Annotated in this window: 14 protein-coding genes and 1 pseudogene; 9 read left to right on the top strand and 6 right to left on the bottom strand. The window is 63.4% G+C overall.

The window, feature by feature from the left end; translation table 11 throughout:
* Window positions 1-47 precede the first annotated feature (47 nt).
* On the bottom strand, window positions 48-428 hold the full coding sequence (locus JOH52_RS19325; RefSeq protein WP_010975728.1) for a hypothetical protein: 381 nt from the start codon (window positions 426-428) through the stop codon (window positions 48-50).
* A gap of 111 nt (window positions 429-539) precedes the next feature.
* Window positions 540-2,270 carry a phosphoethanolamine transferase gene (locus JOH52_RS19320; RefSeq protein ID WP_014527195.1) on the bottom strand — a complete coding sequence of 577 codons (1,731 nt, stop codon included), beginning with the start codon at window positions 2,268-2,270 and terminating at the stop codon, window positions 540-542.
* Between the two features lie 244 nt (window positions 2,271-2,514).
* Between JOH52_RS19320 and JOH52_RS19315 the strand changes: the two genes are divergently transcribed.
* From JOH52_RS19315 to JOH52_RS19285, 7 genes are all read left to right on the top strand, one after another.
* Window positions 2,515-3,186, top strand: coding sequence for a response regulator (locus tag JOH52_RS19315; protein ID WP_010975726.1), 672 nt, complete (start codon window positions 2,515-2,517; stop codon window positions 3,184-3,186).
* Complete coding sequence (locus JOH52_RS19310) at window positions 3,186-4,535, top strand: sensor histidine kinase (RefSeq protein WP_015456672.1); 1,350 nt, start codon at window positions 3,186-3,188, stop codon at window positions 4,533-4,535. Before JOH52_RS19315 ends, JOH52_RS19310 begins: the two co-directional genes overlap by 1 nt.
* 113 nt (window positions 4,536-4,648) lie before the next feature.
* Complete coding sequence (locus JOH52_RS19305) at window positions 4,649-5,353, top strand: CerR family C-terminal domain-containing protein (protein ID WP_014527197.1); 705 nt, start codon at window positions 4,649-4,651, stop codon at window positions 5,351-5,353.
* Window positions 5,350-6,354 (top strand): secretion protein HlyD, encoded by a 1,005-nt coding sequence (hlyD, locus tag JOH52_RS19300; RefSeq protein ID WP_088194941.1) that lies wholly within the window; start codon window positions 5,350-5,352, stop codon window positions 6,352-6,354. Before JOH52_RS19305 ends, hlyD begins: the two co-directional genes overlap by 4 nt.
* The gene (locus JOH52_RS19295) at window positions 6,354-8,102 is read left to right on the top strand and encodes an ATP-binding cassette domain-containing protein (protein ID WP_088194940.1); all 1,749 of its coding nucleotides are present in this window, start codon (window positions 6,354-6,356) and stop codon (window positions 8,100-8,102) included. Before hlyD ends, JOH52_RS19295 begins: the two co-directional genes overlap by 1 nt.
* Window positions 8,099-9,253, top strand: a complete 1,155-nt coding sequence (locus tag JOH52_RS19290; RefSeq protein ID WP_017275084.1) for an ABC transporter permease — start codon at window positions 8,099-8,101, stop codon at window positions 9,251-9,253. The genes JOH52_RS19295 and JOH52_RS19290 overlap by 4 nt, the downstream gene beginning before the upstream one ends.
* A gap of 1 nt (window position 9,254) precedes the next feature.
* A complete protein-coding gene (locus tag JOH52_RS19285) occupies window positions 9,255-10,367 on the top strand; it encodes an ABC transporter permease (protein WP_088199754.1) in 1,113 nt (370 codons plus the stop codon).
* Window positions 10,368-10,388: 21 nt separating this feature from the next.
* Here the strand turns inward: JOH52_RS19285 and JOH52_RS19280 are convergent.
* The 3 genes and pseudogenes from JOH52_RS19280 to JOH52_RS19270 form a co-directional block, all read right to left on the bottom strand.
* Window positions 10,389-10,628, bottom strand: a pseudogene (locus JOH52_RS19280) (type II toxin-antitoxin system Phd/YefM family antitoxin).
* Between the two features lie 105 nt (window positions 10,629-10,733).
* The gene (locus JOH52_RS19275) at window positions 10,734-11,336 is read right to left on the bottom strand and encodes an alpha/beta hydrolase (RefSeq protein ID WP_010975720.1); all 603 of its coding nucleotides are present in this window, start codon (window positions 11,334-11,336) and stop codon (window positions 10,734-10,736) included.
* 100 nt (window positions 11,337-11,436) lie between these two features.
* Window positions 11,437-12,369 carry a VOC family protein gene (locus JOH52_RS19270; protein ID WP_010975719.1) on the bottom strand — a complete coding sequence of 311 codons (933 nt, stop codon included), beginning with the start codon at window positions 12,367-12,369 and terminating at the stop codon, window positions 11,437-11,439.
* A gap of 272 nt (window positions 12,370-12,641) precedes the next feature.
* On the opposite strand from JOH52_RS19270, the gene JOH52_RS19265 reads away from it, so the two are divergent.
* Window positions 12,642-14,462: a sensor histidine kinase gene (locus tag JOH52_RS19265; RefSeq protein ID WP_010975718.1), complete on the top strand. Its 1,821-nt coding sequence runs from the start codon at window positions 12,642-12,644 to the stop codon at window positions 14,460-14,462.
* Window positions 14,459-15,802 (top strand): sigma-54-dependent transcriptional regulator, encoded by a 1,344-nt coding sequence (locus tag JOH52_RS19260; protein WP_014527204.1) that lies wholly within the window; start codon window positions 14,459-14,461, stop codon window positions 15,800-15,802. Before JOH52_RS19265 ends, JOH52_RS19260 begins: the two co-directional genes overlap by 4 nt.
* A 202-nt stretch (window positions 15,803-16,004) precedes the next feature.
* On the opposite strand, the gene JOH52_RS19255 is transcribed toward JOH52_RS19260, so the two are convergent.
* Window positions 16,005-17,606: an ABC transporter ATP-binding protein gene (locus JOH52_RS19255; RefSeq protein ID WP_003529062.1), complete on the bottom strand. Its 1,602-nt coding sequence runs from the start codon at window positions 17,604-17,606 to the stop codon at window positions 16,005-16,007.

The following is a 17,606-nucleotide window of genomic DNA, read 5'->3' as shown; positions in this document are numbered from 1 at the left end:
CTGTGACGGGCACAGGAATGAGGGCCACAGGGAGACCCGCCCAAAGCCTACCGGTGAGAGGATCCCTTCGGAATCGCCGAACTGGTGATCGAGACGGGATCGCTTGCGGGAAACGTATCTTCGAGGCCCTCTTCCAACTGCTCTTCCATGGCGTCCCGGTCATGCGCCTGCCGGGCATTCGCAAGCGCTCCCTCGGGGACCGAAGGAGACCGTTTCGTGCCGGTGATGGCAAGAAGCGTTTCATCCGCCTCGATGGCCGCGGCGAGTATCTCCTTTGCCTGGGCAACGGCATTCAGCCTGTTGAGGCTACCGTCGGCATTCTGCGGACAGGAGACGGAGACGACCTCCCCGTTGGTGCCGACGAATTCGACGGTGAAACCCGCCTTTCCGCCGCGCTCGGGATAGACCTGAATTCCGGCGATCTGCATCGGATTCTCCTCTGATGTACGCCCCGCCGACTGCGGATGCGGGATCGGCCTGCAGTCTACCAGATTTGGTGAAGGTCGACAGCTCGCCCGTGGGAGAGGCATAACGGAAAATCACAAAACGCCGGGCGCCCATCTCGCTTCCTGCGGGCCGCCGGCGCTTGATTCGGGTTCGCCATTCTGGGCCGCGTGATATCCCGGTGCCGGCTGGTGCTCTTTGTTTGCGGGCCGCGTGCAGGCGGCGAAGGCGTCGAGATCGCGGTTATAGACCCTCGTCTCGACGTCCATCATGCCAAGCACCGTGTGAAACAGGTTGTCGTGCGATTTCGGCTTGTCGGCGTCCTTGGCAAGACAGCCGGCGTCGACGCCCATCGCAGCCTGATACGGCTCCGAAAACCAGGCGATGAAAGGCACCTGCGTCTGCTCCTTCGGTGCAATCACGTAGGGCGCGCCGTGGAGATAGAGGCCGTTCTCCCCAAGCGACTCGCCGTGATCCGACATATAGATCATCGCGCCGGCAATGCGGTCCTGATGCTTTTCGAGGAGCCGCGCGACGCTGGCGAGGATGTGGTCGGTGTAGAGGATCGTATTATCGTAGGCATTGACCAGTTCCGCAGTAGAGCAACGCATGAGTTCCGGCGTGCGGCAGTCGGGCGTGAAGCGGCGGAACGCCGCGGGATAGCGCAGATAATAAGAGGGGCCGTGGCTGCCTAGCTGGTGCAGCACGATGACGCTGTTCGAAATCGCCGCCCCGAGCTTCCGGTCGAGATCGCTGAGGAGGATCTCGTCCAGGCATTCGCCGTTGTTGCAAAGCGGGCTGTTCTTGCGGCCGGTCTGGCTTGCGAAGCTGATGAGATCGGCAATCCCCTTGCTGCCGGTATTGTTGTCCCACCAGCTCACCGAGACGCCGGCATGCGTCAGCACATTGACGAGATTTTCGGTCGAGCGCGCCTTCCAATCGCTATACTGGCTGCGCGGATAGACCGAAAACATGCATGGAAGCGAGACGGCGGTCGCGGTGCCGCAACTCGTCGTGTTGCGGTAGTTGACGACCCCGAGAGCTTTCAATTCCGGATTCGTCTCGCGTTCGTAGCCGTTGAGCGAAAAGTTCATCGCCCGCGCCGTCTCGCCGGCAACTACGACGACGACTACCGGTTTCCCCGCGGCGGCAACGCGCGCGCCCTGATGGGCATCGGTTCCGAGCGGCCTTACGACCAGATTGCGCTCCCGATAGGTCGAAAGGCCATAGCGCACGGTGGCGATCAGCGGTCCGGACGGATTGAACCTTTTCATGAGGTCCGTATGTTCGCGCAGCGCGTAGGCCACCGTCGCGAAGTTGGCATAGATGAGCCCTGCGCCGACGAGGAGCGATACGGAGACGAAGGCGAAATTGACCGCGGCCTTGGGCAGGAACCGGCGGTGGCGCACCCTGACCCAGACGATCAAGATCGAAGGGAGGACGGCGTAGACGAGCAGATGCCGCGCAAGGCTGAATGTCAGCAGGTGGCTGGCTTCGGCCTGTGTCGTAACGGCGGCATTGCCGATCATGTCCCGATCTATGATGATGCCGAAGGTGTCGGCAAAATACGCGGCGGTGGCGGACACCAGAATGAGAATGACCAGCGCCGGCTTCATCAGGTACTTGACCGAGAGAGGCGTCAAGATCGCGAAGAGGGCGAGATAGAGTGCCGCCGCGAAGGCAAGCAGGCTCGTCCGGGCGTGAACGAAATAGACGCTGGCATGAGCCCAGAACGAGTTGTTGGTCGCCAGCAGCAGATAGAGAGCGACGATCGCGCTCAGGCTTATACTGCCAATCTCGGGCCGGGGAATCCGCGGGATTTTCAAGCTGCTCACCTCCAAAGACGCGCCCCTTGCATGCATGGTGCGGCGTGACGTTCATGTTCCCTGCACCGTTTGCGATCCAGGGGAGCATGCCCAGTAGCCTGGACGAGCTGTCGGAAAGCTGTCGGGAAACACCGCTGGTAGAGCAGAGCTCCGCACCCGGCAGGGACTTCACAAGTTGGCACCTCGGAAAAAACGTCCTATGGTCCGCCGTCACCGGCGCCAGAAGACTCAGGCTGCGATCTGCATGCGTTTACTCCTCGTCGAGGACAGTCCTCGCCTCACCGAACTCATCAACGAGACCATGCATGACGCGGGTTGGCGGCTCGACGGCGTTTCGACGCTGCGCGATGCCGAGGCCGCCATTGCCGCGCGCGAGCACGACCTGGTTCTCCTCGATCTCGGCCTTCCCGACGGCGACGGCCTGCAGCTGCTGCAATGGATTCGGCGGGAGCATGTCGGCCTGCCGGTGCTGATCATCACCGCCCGCGGATCGGTCGACGAGCGTATCGCCGGGCTCGACGCCGGCGCCGACGATTATCTCGTCAAGCCGTTTCACCATCGCGAACTTCTGTCTCGCTGCAGGGCGATGCTGAGGCGAAATCCCAACGCTATACAGCCGGTCCTCGAGGCCGGTGCCCTGCGCTATGATCCTGCAACGGCGGAGCTTACCTGCGAGGGCGCCGTTCTGCCTCTTCCTCCGCGCGAGCGCTCTCTGATCGAGATCCTGTTGCGCGAGGTCGGGCGTGTCGTCCCGAAGCGCAGGCTCGAAACGGCGCTTTCGGAATATGGCCAGGAACTGAGCTCGAATGCGCTGGAACTCGCCGTCTCCAGGGTACGCAAGCGACTGCAGTCGGTGGAAACCGGCGTGCAGATCGAAACCGTGCGCGGCATCGGCTATCTGCTGCGGACCGTTTGATGAAGAGCAGGAACCCGTCGCTCATCGGCATCGTCGCCCGCCGCGTCATCGCCTTCTCCCTGCTCGCCATGATCCTGCAGATCGGCGTCGTCTTCGCCGACTACTGGTTCGACGATGACGAGCTCAGCGTCCTGATGTTGCAGGAGGAGACAGAAACCCTGTCGACCGCAATCGCGACGCAGGACGGGGATCTGACATTCAAGCCCAATCACGAGCTGAAAGAGCGTTACCTGGAACGCCATGGACCGGGTGCGATCTATGTGAGGGTGCGCACCGCTTCCGGCTCGGTTCTCTTCACCAACTGCTCGGCCGAATGTTCACAGCATTTTCTTCCGCTCGCCGTCAGCGCACCGACTTTCTGGAAGCGGCTAATTGCGCCCGGCAAACCCTTCAGCGTTGCCGGCGGCCAATCGTTCGAACGTCATGGCGAGGTCGTGCTCGTCGAGCTCGCCGTCTTGAAGGACCCCAACGGCTTCATGTATAGCGTTCTGCTTCGGGAAATGTTCGATTCCATGATCGTGCCCATGACGCTGATGTTCTGTCTCGTGATCGGAGCCACGATCTGGTCGATCCGCAGTGCGCTCAAACCGGTGGCAGCAGCGGTGCGGGCGGCCGATGCGATCGATCCGCGCGACGGCAATGCCCGCCTGCCCTCGTCGCACATGCCCGAGGAGATCGAGCGCCTGGTCGCCGCCGTCAACCGTCTCCTGGCGCGCGTTGCAGATCTCATCCAGGCGCAGAAGGTCTTTTCCTCCTCGATCGCCCACGAAATCCGCACACCGGTTTCGATCGCCAAGATGGAACTGAGCCGCATCGACGATCCCCGAGCCCGAAACGCGGAGCGCGACCTGGACGCGCTGACCCATATCCTCGAACAACTGACCTCGCTTGCCCGAGCCGACGCTGTGGACCCCACGGCCTTTCAGCGCGCCGACCTCTCGGCGATCGGGGCGGAGGTCGCGCAGACGACTGCGCCGTTCGTTTTCGACAACGGCAAGTCCATCGAATTCGTAGACCACGGCACGCCGCCGGTGAGCGTGATTGCGCCGCTCATCGAGAACATGCTGCGCAACCTGATCGAAAACGCGGTCAAACATAATCCACCCAATACCTGCATAGTGCTCACCTGCGGTCCCGGACCTCTGGTGTCTGTCGAGGACGACGGCAGGGGTCTCGTCGACCTGCCGGAGCACAATGACGATCTCGGGTATGTCAAGCGCTCCGGCCAGCTGGGGCTCGGCCTCAAGATCGTTCACCGCATCGGCGAGCTTCACAAAGCGAGGATCGCGGTCGATACGGTTCCTGGTGGAGGAACGAAAATCACTATCGATTTTGCCTCGGCCGCATAGAGCGGGATGAGGAAACTGTGTGCGGTTTTTCGTCCGCATCCCGCTAAATCAGGTCCGCGCGCGAGTTCATTCGATCGATTGACTTAGTCGGTTGATTGGCGCATTATCGACGCATGATCAAGGACGGAAACCGACCCGCTGTGCTCCGAGCCGACCGCGGCGACGCGACACGGGAGAAGCTGCTCAACACGGCCATCGACGTCTTCGGACGCTACGGCTTCGATGGCGCGACCACACGAAAGCTCGCCGATGCAGCGGGCGTCAATCTCCAGGCGATTCCTTATTATTTCGGCGGCAAGGAAGGGCTTTATGTAGCCGCCGCCGAGCACCTTGCCTCGATCATCGGCGGCCATGTCGGCGACCTGCGGACCATGATCGTCTCCCGCCTTGCCGAACTCGACGCCGAAGGCGCTGCGATGACGTCGATGGAGGCGCGGCATTTCCTGACCCAGATGGTCCAGAGGATGATCGCTCTCTTCGTCAGCAAGGAATCGGAAAGCTGGGCACGGTTCATCATTCGCGAGCAGATGGAACCGACCGAAGCTTTCAAACGCATCTACGGTAGCATCATGGGACCGATGATCGAAATGGCGCGCCGGCTGATCGGCGCGATCCTCGAGGACGACCCGGCCTCGGAGCACATTCGTTTGAGAACTCTGTCCTTCGTCGGAAGCGTTCTGGTGTTTCGAATGGCGCATGCAGCCGTCTATGCCCAGCTCGAATGGGAATCTGCCGGACCGAAGGAGATCGAGACATTGCATCGCCATGCCGCCGAACTCGTGGCGGTGCTCGGTGCCGAGAGGGACCGCCGGTCATGAGGAAGGTCGCCATACTCGTTGCAATCGTCGCCGCAGGTCTCGCCGGTGCCTGGTGGTTCGACCTGCCGGCGCGCCTCGGCTTTGCGCGCGAGCCGCGGCAGGCGGTGCTTTACGGCAATGTTGACATCCGCCAGGTGTCGCTTGGCTTTCGGGTGAGCGGGCGGATCGCTGAGTTGCGCGTCGACGAGGGCGATAGCGTGAAGGCGGGCGACGTGATCGCCAAGCTTGACGCCGAGCCGTTCCGCCAGGCGGTCGGCGCAGCGGAGGCGGAAGCCGAGGTTACCCGGGCGACGCTGGCAAAGCTCAGGGCGGGCGCCCGCGCAGCCGAGATCGCCCAGGCGCGCGCCACGCACGAAGAACGCCTAGCAGAGCTCGAGAATGCGAAGCTCGCCTTTGAACGCGCAAAGCAGCTGCGTCCGAATGGTACGATCTCGCAGGCGGAGCTCGACCAGGCAAATGCCAGCCGTGCAGCGGCGGATGCACGTGCAAGGTCGGCACGCGAGGCCCTGGTGCTTCTCGAAGAGGGAAACCGCGCCGAGGACATAGCGGCGGCAGCGGCCCAGGCGAATGCCGCGACGGCAAAGGCCGACAGCGCCCGCATCTCGCTCGAGGACACCCAACTTGCCGCCCCGAGCGACGGCGTCATTCTCTCGCGCGTGCGTGAAACCGGCGCGATCGTCTCGCCAGCCGATATCGTCTATGTGCTTTCGCTGACGGAACCGGTCTGGGTCCGCGCCTATGTCGCAGAGGCAGACCTCGGCCGTGTGCATCCGGGAATGAAGGTGACGATCACCTCCGACACCGCGCCGGACCGTATCTATGAGGGAACCGTCGGCTTCATTTCCCCCGTCGCCGAGTTCACGCCCAAATCGGTGGAGACGCCCGAGCTCAGAACCGACCTCGTCTACAGGCTGCGCATCGTGATCGCCAATCCGGGCAAGGATCTTCGCCAGGGCATGCCCGTCACCGTGCACCTGCCGGAAGCGAAGGAGGCTTCCTGATGCCCGCCCCCGCAACGGAGCCCGGCACGGCCCCGTTCGTTCGGCTGACCGGCGTCACCAAGCGGTTCGGTACGGCGCGCCCGGCGCTCGACGCAGTTGCGGGTGAAATCTTCGGCGGACGGGTCACCGGTCTCGTCGGTCCGGATGGCGCAGGCAAAACGACGCTGATCCGGCTGATGACCGGCCTGATGCTGCCGGATGCCGGCACCATAGAAGTGCTCGGCTACGATACCCGCAGGGATCCCGCCAGCATTCAGGCGGCAATCGGCTATATGCCGCAGCGCTTCGGCCTCTATGAAGACCTGTCGGTCCAGGAGAACCTCGACCTCTACGCCGATTTGCGCGGCCTGCCGAAGACGGAGCGCAGCCGGACCTTCGGCGAGTTGCTCGACTTCACCGACCTTGCCCGCTTCACGACGCGGCTTGCCGGCAAGCTCTCCGGCGGCATGAAACAGAAGCTCGGCCTCGCCTGCGCGCTCCTGCGCAAGCCAAGGCTCCTGCTTCTCGACGAGCCCGGCGTCGGCGTCGATCCGATTTCGCGGCGCGACCTCTGGAAGATGGTCGGAAATCTGAGGACGGAGGGCATCGGCGTTGTCTGGTCGACCGCCTATCTCGAAGAGGCGGAAGCCTGCGACCATGTTTTCCTGCTCAATCAGGGGAGCCTCATGTTTTCCGGCCCGCCGGCGGAGATGACCGGCCGCGTGGAGGACCGCGTCTTTCGCCTCTCCGGCATCCGCGGCCGCCGCCGCGAAGCGCTTGCGAGATTCCTCGAAGACGAAGGGGTAGTCGACGGCGTGATCCAGGGCGAAGCCATACGGCTCGTCATGAAGGCGGGTCTTTCGCCGCCGCCGCTCGGCGACACTGCCGATGCGGTTGACGCAGCCGTCACCCCGCCGCGCTTCGAGGACGCTTTCGTCGATATGCTCGGCGGAGGTCCCGGCGGCCGGTCGAGGCTTGCGGAAACGCAGCGGGAGTTCACCGAAGATGCCGGCAGACCCGTGATCGAGGCGCGGGGTCTGACGAAACGCTTCGGCGACTTTACCGCCGCCGACAACATCACCTTCGATATTCCGCGGGGCGAGATTTTCGGTCTTCTCGGCCCGAACGGCGCCGGCAAGTCGACGACGTTCAAAATGCTTTGCGGCCTCCTGAAGCCGAGCGCCGGCGAAGGCCGGGTCGCTGGCTTCGACCTCAGGCGCAACGCCCCCGAGGCGCGCAATCGGCTAGGCTACATGGCGCAGAAATTCTCGCTCTACGGTGATTTGAGCGTCATCCAGAACTTCAATTTCTTTGCGGGCGTCTACGGGCTGTCCGGCGCGAGAAAACGCGAACGCATCGGTCTGATGAGCGAGATCTTCGACTTCCGCACGATCCTCGACATCTCGGCCAAGGACCTGCCGCTCGGCCTCAAGCAGCGGCTGGCGCTTGCCTGTTCCGTGCTCCACGAACCGGAAGTGCTTTTCCTCGACGAACCGACCTCCGGCGTCGATCCCATCACCCGGCGCGAGTTCTGGACCCATATCAACGGCCTCGTCGAAAAGGGCGTGACCGTGCTCGTCACCACGCATTTCATGGACGAAGCAGAATATTGCGACCGCATCTCACTCATCTATCGCGGCCGCTCGATCGCGCTTGGCTCGCCGGACGACATGAAGGCACGTGTCGCAGGCAAGGACCTCCCCGACCCGACCATGGAGGACGCGTTCATCGCGCTCATTCAGGGCTCCGAGGCGAAGGAGGCTGCATGAAGGCCGAGAGCAAAATGGCGAAAGCGTACGAACCTGCGGGCCGGGCCCGGCGTTTCGCTGCCCTGGTGCGCAAGGAAAGCTATCAGGTCATACGCGATCCGAGCAGTATCCTGATCGCCTTCGTCCTGCCATTGGTCCTCCTCTTCCTCTTCGGTTATGGCGTGTCGCTCGATACGACGCGCACGCGTGTCGCCCTGGTGGTCGAGGAAGCGACCCCGCTCACGCGCGATCTCGCCGCCAGCTTCGAGGCATCGCGCTACTTTTCCGTTGCCACCGGACGCGACCGGAGGGAATTCGAGGACGACCTCGTCCTTGGACGGGTACGCGGCATCCTGGTGATCCCCGCAGGCTTTGCCGCCGAGCACGCGGCGGGGCGCCATCCGTCGGTCCAGGTGATCGTCGACGGATCCGATCCGAACACCGCCAATTTCGTGCAGAACTATGCGCAGGGCGCCGTTGCGAATTGGGAGCGCCAGCGCTTAAGCGAAGGCCGGAGCCCGCCCCCGGCGATCGCCGCCGAACAGCGCTTCTGGTTCAATCCGCAACTGACAAGCCGAAACTTCCTGGTGCCGGGCTCGATCGCCATCGTGATGACGCTGGTCGGCACGCTGCTGACCTCGCTTGTCGTCGCCCGCGAATGGGAGCGCGGCACGATGGAGGCGATGATGGCGACGCCCGTCTCCGCCGCCGAACTGCTCGCCGGCAAGCTGCTGCCCTACTTCGTCCTCGGCCTCACGTCGATGACGCTTTGCGTCCTTGTGGCGGTCTTTCTCTTCGATGTCCCCTTCCGGGGATCGGTGGCGGCGCTCTACGCCCTTTCGGCGACCTTCCTGATGCCGGCGCTCGGACAGGGGCTGCTGATCTCGGCCGCGACGAAAAACCAGTTTCTCGCTTCGCAACTCGCGCTGATCTCGGCCTTCCTGCCGGCCTTCCTGCTGTCCGGCTTTCTCTTCGAGATCAATTCCATGCCCACCGTCATCCAATGGGTCACCTATGCCGTCCCGGCGCGCTATCTCATACCCAGTCTGCAGACCGTGTTTCTCGCCGGCGATATCTGGCCGATGTTTGCACGCGCCATCGCGGTGATGTTCCTGATCGGCTGCATGTTCTTCGCGCTGACCGCGCGCAGCACCAGAAAGAGGATCGGCTGACATGTGGTGGACGCGGCTCAAAGCCCTGATCGTCAAGGAGCTGCTCGCGGTCCTGCGCGATCCGAAGGGCCGCACCGTCTTGATCGGCCCGCCGATCATCCAGCTCCTGGTCTTCTCCTATGCGGCGACGCTCGAGGTGACGAACGTTGACCTGATGGTGCTCAATCGTGACAACGGCCACTGGAGCCGGGAACTCGTGCAGCAGGTCGGCGGCTCTCCGACCTTTCGCTCGATAGAGCTCGCGAGCAGCCCTCACGAGGTCCGCCTCGCGATCGATACCCAGCGTGTCCTCGCCGTAGTGGAGATCGGCCCCACCTTCTCCCGCGACATCGAGGCGGGGAGACCGGCGGAGGTACAGATGATCCTCGACGGCCGGCGTTCCAACGCATCGCAGATCGTCTCCGGCTATCTCGGCCGCATCGTCGGCGCCGTCGCGGCCGAAACGCCGGCCGGAAAGCGTGCGGCCTCCGAGACCATCCGGGTCGAGGCCCGAAACTGGTTCAATCCGAACCTCACCTATCAATGGTTCATGGTGCCGAACCTGGTCGCGAGCATCGCTCTCCTGATCGGGCTCATCGTCACGGCGCTGTCGGTCGCGCGCGAGCGGGAGCTCGGCACTTTCGACCAGCTCATCGTGTCACCATTGCGCACCCACGAGATCCTGCTCGGCAAGCTCATTCCGCCAATGATGATCGGCCTCTTCCACATCACCATCTATATCCTCGCCGCGGTCTTCATCTTCGGCGTGCCGCTGCGCGGTTCACTGTTCCTGCTCTATGGGAGCGCCATCTTCTATCTCGCGGCCGTCGTCGGTCTCGGTCTCTTCATCTCGGCACTGTCCATGACGCAGCAGCAGGCGATCCTCGGAGCCTTCCTCTTCATGGTGCCGGCCATGCTGCTTTCGGGCTTCGCGACGCCGATCGAAAACATGCCCTCCTGGCTGCAGCCGGTGACGCTCATCAATCCGCTGCGCTATTTCCTGGTGATCGTGAAGGGTGTGTTTCTGAAGGACATACCGCTAGCCGAAGTCGTCCACCAGACACTTCCTCTGTGCCTGATCGCGATCGTCACCCTATCGTCAGCCGCGTGGCTCTTCCGCAGGCGGCTCGAATAGGATTGGAACGATTGAACCAATTCACTTGCCGAACAGACCCTCGATCTCTTCTCGACCCATCAAGTCGAAATCGTCCGGCACCGTAATTTGACCCGCCAAGAAGCCGATCCGTCATTTCTCGTGCGGGGCCGGCGGATCGAGTGGGACCACTTTCGCCATAGGTTTTCCTGCCTCGGCTATGATGAAGGCCTCTCCCTGCGAAGCCTTCTGAACCAGCCGCGACAAATGCTTCTTCGCTTCATGGATGTCGATCGTTTCCACCACTGCCTCGCCCCCGTGGAATCAGCGCCGCAGAATCCGCGCTGAAGTCCCGCATTCTATCCAGCAAGCTTCGACAACACAGTAAACGTCTTCGTCAGAGCGCCATCAAGCTTTCAGAAACGCTTCGATGGCGCCGATCTCGTTCTGGCGGATGTCGTGGCCGCCGGAATGCCACTCGAATTCCACCGTCGCCTTCTGCTTCGTGTAGTAGTCCCCGAGCGCCTGTGTCATCGGAGCCGGGCAGATCGGGTCCCGCTCTCCGGCGGTAATCAGAATCTTCCGCCCGGCGAGCGCGGGATTGTCCCTCGGACGGAAAGGGATCAGCGGATGCATGAGCACGGCCTTTTCGAAGACGCCCTCTTCGATCAGTACATTCGCGAGAATGTTGGCACCGTTGGAATAGCCGAGACCGATGATCTCCGAGGCATCGTGTTCGCCAGCGAGCGCCTTCACGAAACCCGCCATCTTCTCCGTCGCACGCGCGAGGTCCGCCATGTCGTAAACGCCCTCGCCCGTTCGCCGGAAGAAGCGGGCGGCCCCATGTTCCGATACGTCGCCCCGCGGCGAGACGACGGTAGCCTCCGGCAGGAGCTGCGCTCCGAAGCCGAAGAACTGGTTCTCGTCCCCGCCGGTCCCGTGAAGGACGAAAAGGATCGGAGCGCCGGGCATGCCGGGTTTCAATTTGTGCACATAGCCATGATCGACCATCGATTTCTCCTTTGGGCGCGTAGTGGCGAACACTCATTCTATTTAAAGAAGCGCGCTCCTTCCTGCGCAAGCGGAGGAGGAGCGCGCAGGGTGCTGGCCGCTAGGCTTCCAGTTTCTGCAAATGGCTTTCGAGAACCGGGCGCAGATGCTTGTGCTGTTGCGGCAGCTTCAGCGCCTCGCCCAGATGCGCGATGTCCTCGTCCCGGTCGAAGCCGGGCTCGTTCGTGGCGATCTCGAAGAGAACGCCGCCCGGCGTTCGGAAATAGATCGCCCAGAAATAATCCCGGTCGATCACCGGCGTCACATGGTAGCCGGTGTCCATCAGCGCCTTGCGCACCTCCAGCTGCTTCTCGCGGTTGTCGACGGCGAATGCGACGTGGTGCACCGAACCGGCGCCCTGCGCAGCGCGGCTGATGTTTGGCAGCGTCTCCAGGTCGACGAGGCTCGCGCCGTTGCCGCCGGGCACGATCAGCCTGGTGACGCCGTCCTTGCGGTCGAGTTCCTCGTAACCCATGAACTTCAGCAGTTCCGCCGTCGCGCCTTCGTCGCGTAGGCGTATGGCGACCGAATGGAAGCCGCGGATGGCGTGATCCTCGGTGATGCCGCCCTCGGTCCAGGGCGTACGCGGGTCGTCCTCGACCTCGACGAGAGCGAAGCCGTCGCCGTCCGGACCGGCAAAGTTCAGGCGCTTCTCGCCAAAGCTTTCCGCCTGCTTGAGACCGCTCGCACCGAGTGCCGCCAAGCGCTCCTGCCAGAAGCCGAGCGAGCCCCGCGGGACGGAGAAGACGGTCGTCCCCACCTCTCCCGTGCCTGCGCGACCGCGCGGCATCTGCGGAAAGGGAAAATAGGTCATCACGGTGCCGGGGGTGCCGGTCGCGTCGCCATAGTAGAGATGGTAGACGTCAGGCGAGTCGAAGTTCACCGTCTTCTTGACGCGGCGCAGGCCGAGCGTGTCGGTGAAGAACCGGTTGTTCGTGCGGGCGTCGTCCGCCATCGACGTTACGTGATGCAGGCCTTTGATTTGCTGGAGCATGATCCGCTTCCTTTCTGCCCGCGGCTTTGCGGGATGCGTTGATGCCGATTAGATGCTCTCTGGACGCCGAGAGCGAAAGACCGTTCCGAAAGAACGGATTGTCAATGGCGTGTTGACACGACAGACTGACCGTTAACAATACAGGCCCAGGCAGGAGAGGACTGCCTGCATGGCAGCTTGCCAGGCGTCAGAGCGCCATTTAGCATCGCGGCGGCCGCCAGCATTCGACCTGCGGCCAACACCGCGAGCGGGAGGAGGAGCCCGGGCATTCCGTGAAATACCGTTTCGTTCTTGCCCTCCTTCTCCTGCCGGCAGCCGCCGGATTGATCGCAGTCCAGGGAACCGCGGTCGCAACGCGCAGCTATATGCAGGAGGCCTCGTCGCAGGCGAACACGGCTCTGCGGCTGGCGGTTGCGGCCCTTAGCGGTCACCTGAACCGCTATCAGGCCCTGCCCGCGCTGATCGCCGACCATGACGACGTCAAGGAACTGGTGACGCGTCCGCGCGACCGGCGGCTGCGCGGGGCCGTCAATTCGTATCTCAAGGAGATCAACGAACTCCTCAAATCCTCCGACATCTATGTCATCACGCCGGACGGCAACACGATCGCGGCCAGCAACTACGATGGGCCGACGAGCTTTGTCGGCGAGAATTTCAGCTACCGCCCCTATTTCCAGGACGCACTCAAAGGTGACCAGTCCCGCTTCTATGCTCTCGGCACGACATCGCTGAAGCGCGGTTACTATTTCGGTGCGCCGGTCCGCGTCGGCGGAGAAATCCGCGGCGTGATCGTGTTCAAGGTGGATATCGAAACCATTGAAGCCTCCTGGCAGGGCGGCGAATACAGGATCTTCGTCTCCGACCCGGAAGGCATCATCTTCATGAGCGGCAATCCGGCATGGCTCTATGCCGGGATCCTGCCGCTGACGCCTGACCGGCTTGCCCGGACGGAGGGCTCGCGGCGCTATGCGGATGCAAGGCTTCGACCGCTGCCTGCCGTGCAAAGCGAGCTTTCCGGACATCGATTGCTAAGGGTGTCCGAGGGCAGCGAGCGGGAATATCTTGCCCTCTCCCATTATATGCCGGAGGCGGATTGGACCGTGAACGTGCTTACGGACACCGCCTCCGTGCGGACCCAGGCCCTGACCACGGTTGCGGCCGTCATGCTGCTCCTTTGCCTTGCCGCCCTGGCGATCGCGATTATCATCCAGCGGCGCACACGGCTCAGGGAACGCATTCTGATGCAGGAGCAGGCGCAGGAGGAACTCGAGCGCCGTGTCGAGGAGCGCACGGCGGATCTTGCGCGCGTCAATTCGCAGATCGAAGCGGAGATCGCAGAGCGGCGGCTTACCGAGCAGCAGTTGCGCCAGACCCAGGCCGATCTCATCCAGGCGGGCAAACTTGCCGGCCTCGGGCAGATGTCCGCTGCCCTGTCTCACGAATTCAACCAGCCGCTCGCCGCCGCCAAGACCTATGCCGACAGCGCGGCGCTGCTGATCGAGCGCGGCCGCACGGCCGAGGCGAGCGACAATATCCGGCGGATTTCGGGCTTGATCGACCGCATGGCCTCGATCAGCCGTCACCTGCGCAATTTCGCGCGAAAACCCAACGAGAAGCTCGGCCCGGTTCGTCTCGACGAGGTGGTGCGCGACACGCTGGAGATCGTGGAGACGCGGTTGAAGGCGGCAGGCGCGGAGATGGACATCGATATCGGCGATGAGTTGGCGGTCCTCGCCGGTTCGGTCCGCTTGCAGCAGGTGCTTGTCAACGTGATCTCGAACGCCGCCGACGCCGTCGAGGGACTTGACGATCGCAAGCTTTCCGTGCGCGCCTGGCGCGAAGGCGGCAGGGCCGTGCTGACGGTGCGCGATCGCGGCGCGGGCGTTGCTCCGGCAGTTGCGCAACGCATCTTCGATCCGTTCTACACGACCAAGGGAGTCGGAAGAGGCTTAGGCCTGGGCCTCTCCATTTCCTACAACATCATCAAGGATTTCGGAGGCAGCCTCACCGTGTCGAACCATTCGGAGGGTGGCGCGGTGTTCCGCATCGAGCTTGCCCTTGCCGGCGAAACCGGGCAGGAGGCAGCCGAATGAGCGAAAGCCGCATCCTGCTCGTCGACGATGAAGAGGAACTGCGTCGCTCCAGCGCTCAGGCCCTGGAACTCGCCGGCTTCCGGGTGGATACGTTCGCCAGCGCCGAATATGCACTCGAACGCATCGCCTTTAGCTTCCACGGCGTCGTCATCAGCGATATCCGCATGCCCGGAATGGACGGAATGACCTTTCTGCAGCGCATCCGGGAGATCGATGCCGAACTGCCGGTGATCCTGGTGACGGGACACGGCGATGTGCAACTTGCGGTCCGGGCGATGCGCGAAGGCGCCTATGATTTCGTCGAAAAGCCCTTCACCGCCCAGATGCTTGCCGGCACCATTCGCCGCGCGCTCGATTGGCGCAGTCTCGTGCTCGAAAACCGCCGCCTGCGGGCCGTTGCGGGCAAACGCGACGACATCGAACAGCGGCTGCCCGGGCGAAGCCAGGCAATGGTCGACCTGCGCTACCGCATCAGGGCGATCGGCGCCTCCGACGCCGATACGCTGATCATCGGCGAAACGGGAGTTGGAAAAGAAGTCGTCGCCCGCGCGCTCCACGATTTGAGCAGCCGCGCGAGCGGCCCGTTCATCGCCATCAATTGCGCGGCTCTTCCGGAAAACCTGATCGAAAGCGAGCTCTTCGGGCACGAACCGGGCGCATTCCCCGGAGCGCTCAGGCCGCGCTACGGCAAATTCGAACATGGCCGCGGCGGCACCATCCTGCTCGACGAGATCGGCTCCATGCCTTTCGATCTCCAGGCGAAATTCCTTCGCGTGCTGCAGGAGCGGGTCATAACGCGCCTCGGCTCGAACGAGACCGTACCGCTCGATGTTCGCTTCATCGCCACCAGCAAGGTCGATCTGGAACGCGAGGTAGCAAGCAGCCGCTTTCGTGCCGACCTGCTTTACCGGTTGAACGTCGCAACCTTGAGAGTGCCGACGCTTTCGCAGCGCCGCTCCGATATCCCCCTGCTCTTCATGCAGCTCGTCCGCGAATCCGCCGCTCGCTACGGCCGGGACGACATCGTCGTCTCGCCCGCGCTCGCTTCGGAAATGGCCGCACGCGAGTGGCCCGGCAACGTGCGCGAGTTGCGCAATGCCGCCGAGCGCCTGGTCCTCGGGCTCGAAGTCGAACGCGAAGAGGCGCTCGCACCGGCGAACGGCCAGCGCCTGACCGACAAGGTGGCCGCCTTCGAAAAGAGCGTCATCGCCAGCGCCCTTGCGGCCCATGGCGGCGCGTTGAAGCCCGTCTACGAGTCGCTCGGCATCTCGCGCAAGACGCTGTATGAAAAGATGCAGAAGTTCGGGCTCGACAAGAAGGCGTTATCGGAGGAGCGGTGATCGGTCGGGTCGGGCGACCCTGCCATCGGCCCTGCGAGAAAAGGCCCCTCACCCTAACCCTCTCCCCGCATGCGGGGAGAGGGGACTTTCGTGGCCTCGGCGGCACCGCGTTTCCCTTCTCCCCGTCGAAACGCGTCAAACGGGGAGAAGGTCGCGGCAGCGGGATGAGGGGCGAATCCACGCGAAAATGCCTGCCGCTGCCTCACACGTTGAACGCCGCGCCGATCAGCGTCTTCGTATAGGGCTCCCTCGGCGCATCGAAGATCGCGTCCGTTTCTCCCTCTTCGACGATCCGGCCGTTCTTCATCACGATCACATAGTCAGACATCGCCTTCACCACCGAAAGATCGTGGCTGATGAAGATGTAGGAGAGACCGTGCTTTTCCTGCAGATCGCGCAGGAGTTCGATCACCTGCCCCTGCACCGACCGGTCGAGGGCCGAAGTCGGCTCGTCGAGAATGACGACCTTCGGCTTCAGGATGATCGCGCGGGCGATTGCGATGCGCTGGCGCTGTCCGCCGGAGAATTCATGCGGATAGCGGTTGCGCGACGCGGGATCGAGGCCGACTTCCTTCAACGCGGCGATGGCCCTGCGGTCGCGATCGGCACGGCTCAGGTCGGGCTCATGCACATGGAGGCCTTCGGTGATGATCTCCCCCACGGTCCGGCGCGGCGAGAGCGACCCGTAGGGGTCCTGAAAGACGAGCTGCAGCTGGCGGCGCAGCGGCCGCATCGCGCCGCGGTCAAAGCCGGAAATGTCGGTCGAGCCGAAGCGGTAGTAACCGCTGCTCGGCAGAAGCCTCAGCAGCGCCCTGCCGAGCGTCGATTTCCCGGAGCCGGATTCGCCGACGATGCCGATCGTCTGACCCTGCCTGAGCCTAAGATTGACGCCGTCGACGGCACGGAAAGCGGCCGAGGCCCCGCGGAAGAGGCCGCCTGGGATCGTATAGTCCACCGCGACATTGCGACCCTCCAGGATGATCGGGGCGTTGTCGGGGGGCGAAGCCTTGCGCCCGCTCGGTTCGGCCTCCAGCAGCATCCTGGTATAGTCCCCCTTCGGCCGCTCGAAGATATCAGCCGTCATCCCCTGCTCCACGACCTCGCCCCGGCGCATGACCGCGACACGGTCGGCGAAGTACTTGACGATGCCGAGGTCGTGGGTGATCAGCACGATCGCCATGCCGAAGCGCCTTTGCAGCGATTTGAGCAGATCGAGGATCTGGGCCTGGATGGTCACGTCAAGGGCGGTCGTCGGCTCGTCGGCGATCAGGATATCCGGCTCGTTGGCAAGCGCCATGGCGATCATGACACGCTGGCGCTGGCCGCCGGAAAGCTCGTGCGGATAGCTGTCGATGCGCCGCCCCGGCTCGGGAATGCCGACGAGCTCCAGGAGCTCGAGGACGCGCCTGCGAGCCTCCTTGAAGCTGCCGCCGCGGTGATGGACGATCGGCTCGGCGATCTGACGGCCGATGGTGTAGAGCGGATCGAGCGAGGTCATCGGCTCCTGGAAGATCATGGTGATCTTCGAGCCGCGCACCTTGTTCAGGGCCTTCGGTGCGAGCCCTACGAGTTCCTGGCCGCGATAGCGCGCCGAACCGGTCACCGTCCCGTTCTTGGCGAGCAGGCCCATGATTCCCATCATGGTCTGGCTCTTGCCCGAGCCGGATTCGCCGACGACCGCGAGCGTCTCGCCGGAACGGACGTCGAGATCGATGCCCTTGACCGCTTCGACGGTGCCGTCGGGGGTGGAAAAGTCGACCTTCAGGCCACGTACAGCGAGAATGGAGTCCTTCATCTCTGTCAT

It is taken from the genome of Sinorhizobium meliloti (genome assembly GCF_017876815.1).
Lineage (GTDB): Bacteria > Pseudomonadota > Alphaproteobacteria > Rhizobiales > Rhizobiaceae > Sinorhizobium > Sinorhizobium meliloti.
Note: the sequence above shows the minus strand (reverse complement) of the source record. Positions and strands in the feature narration are given on the sequence as shown.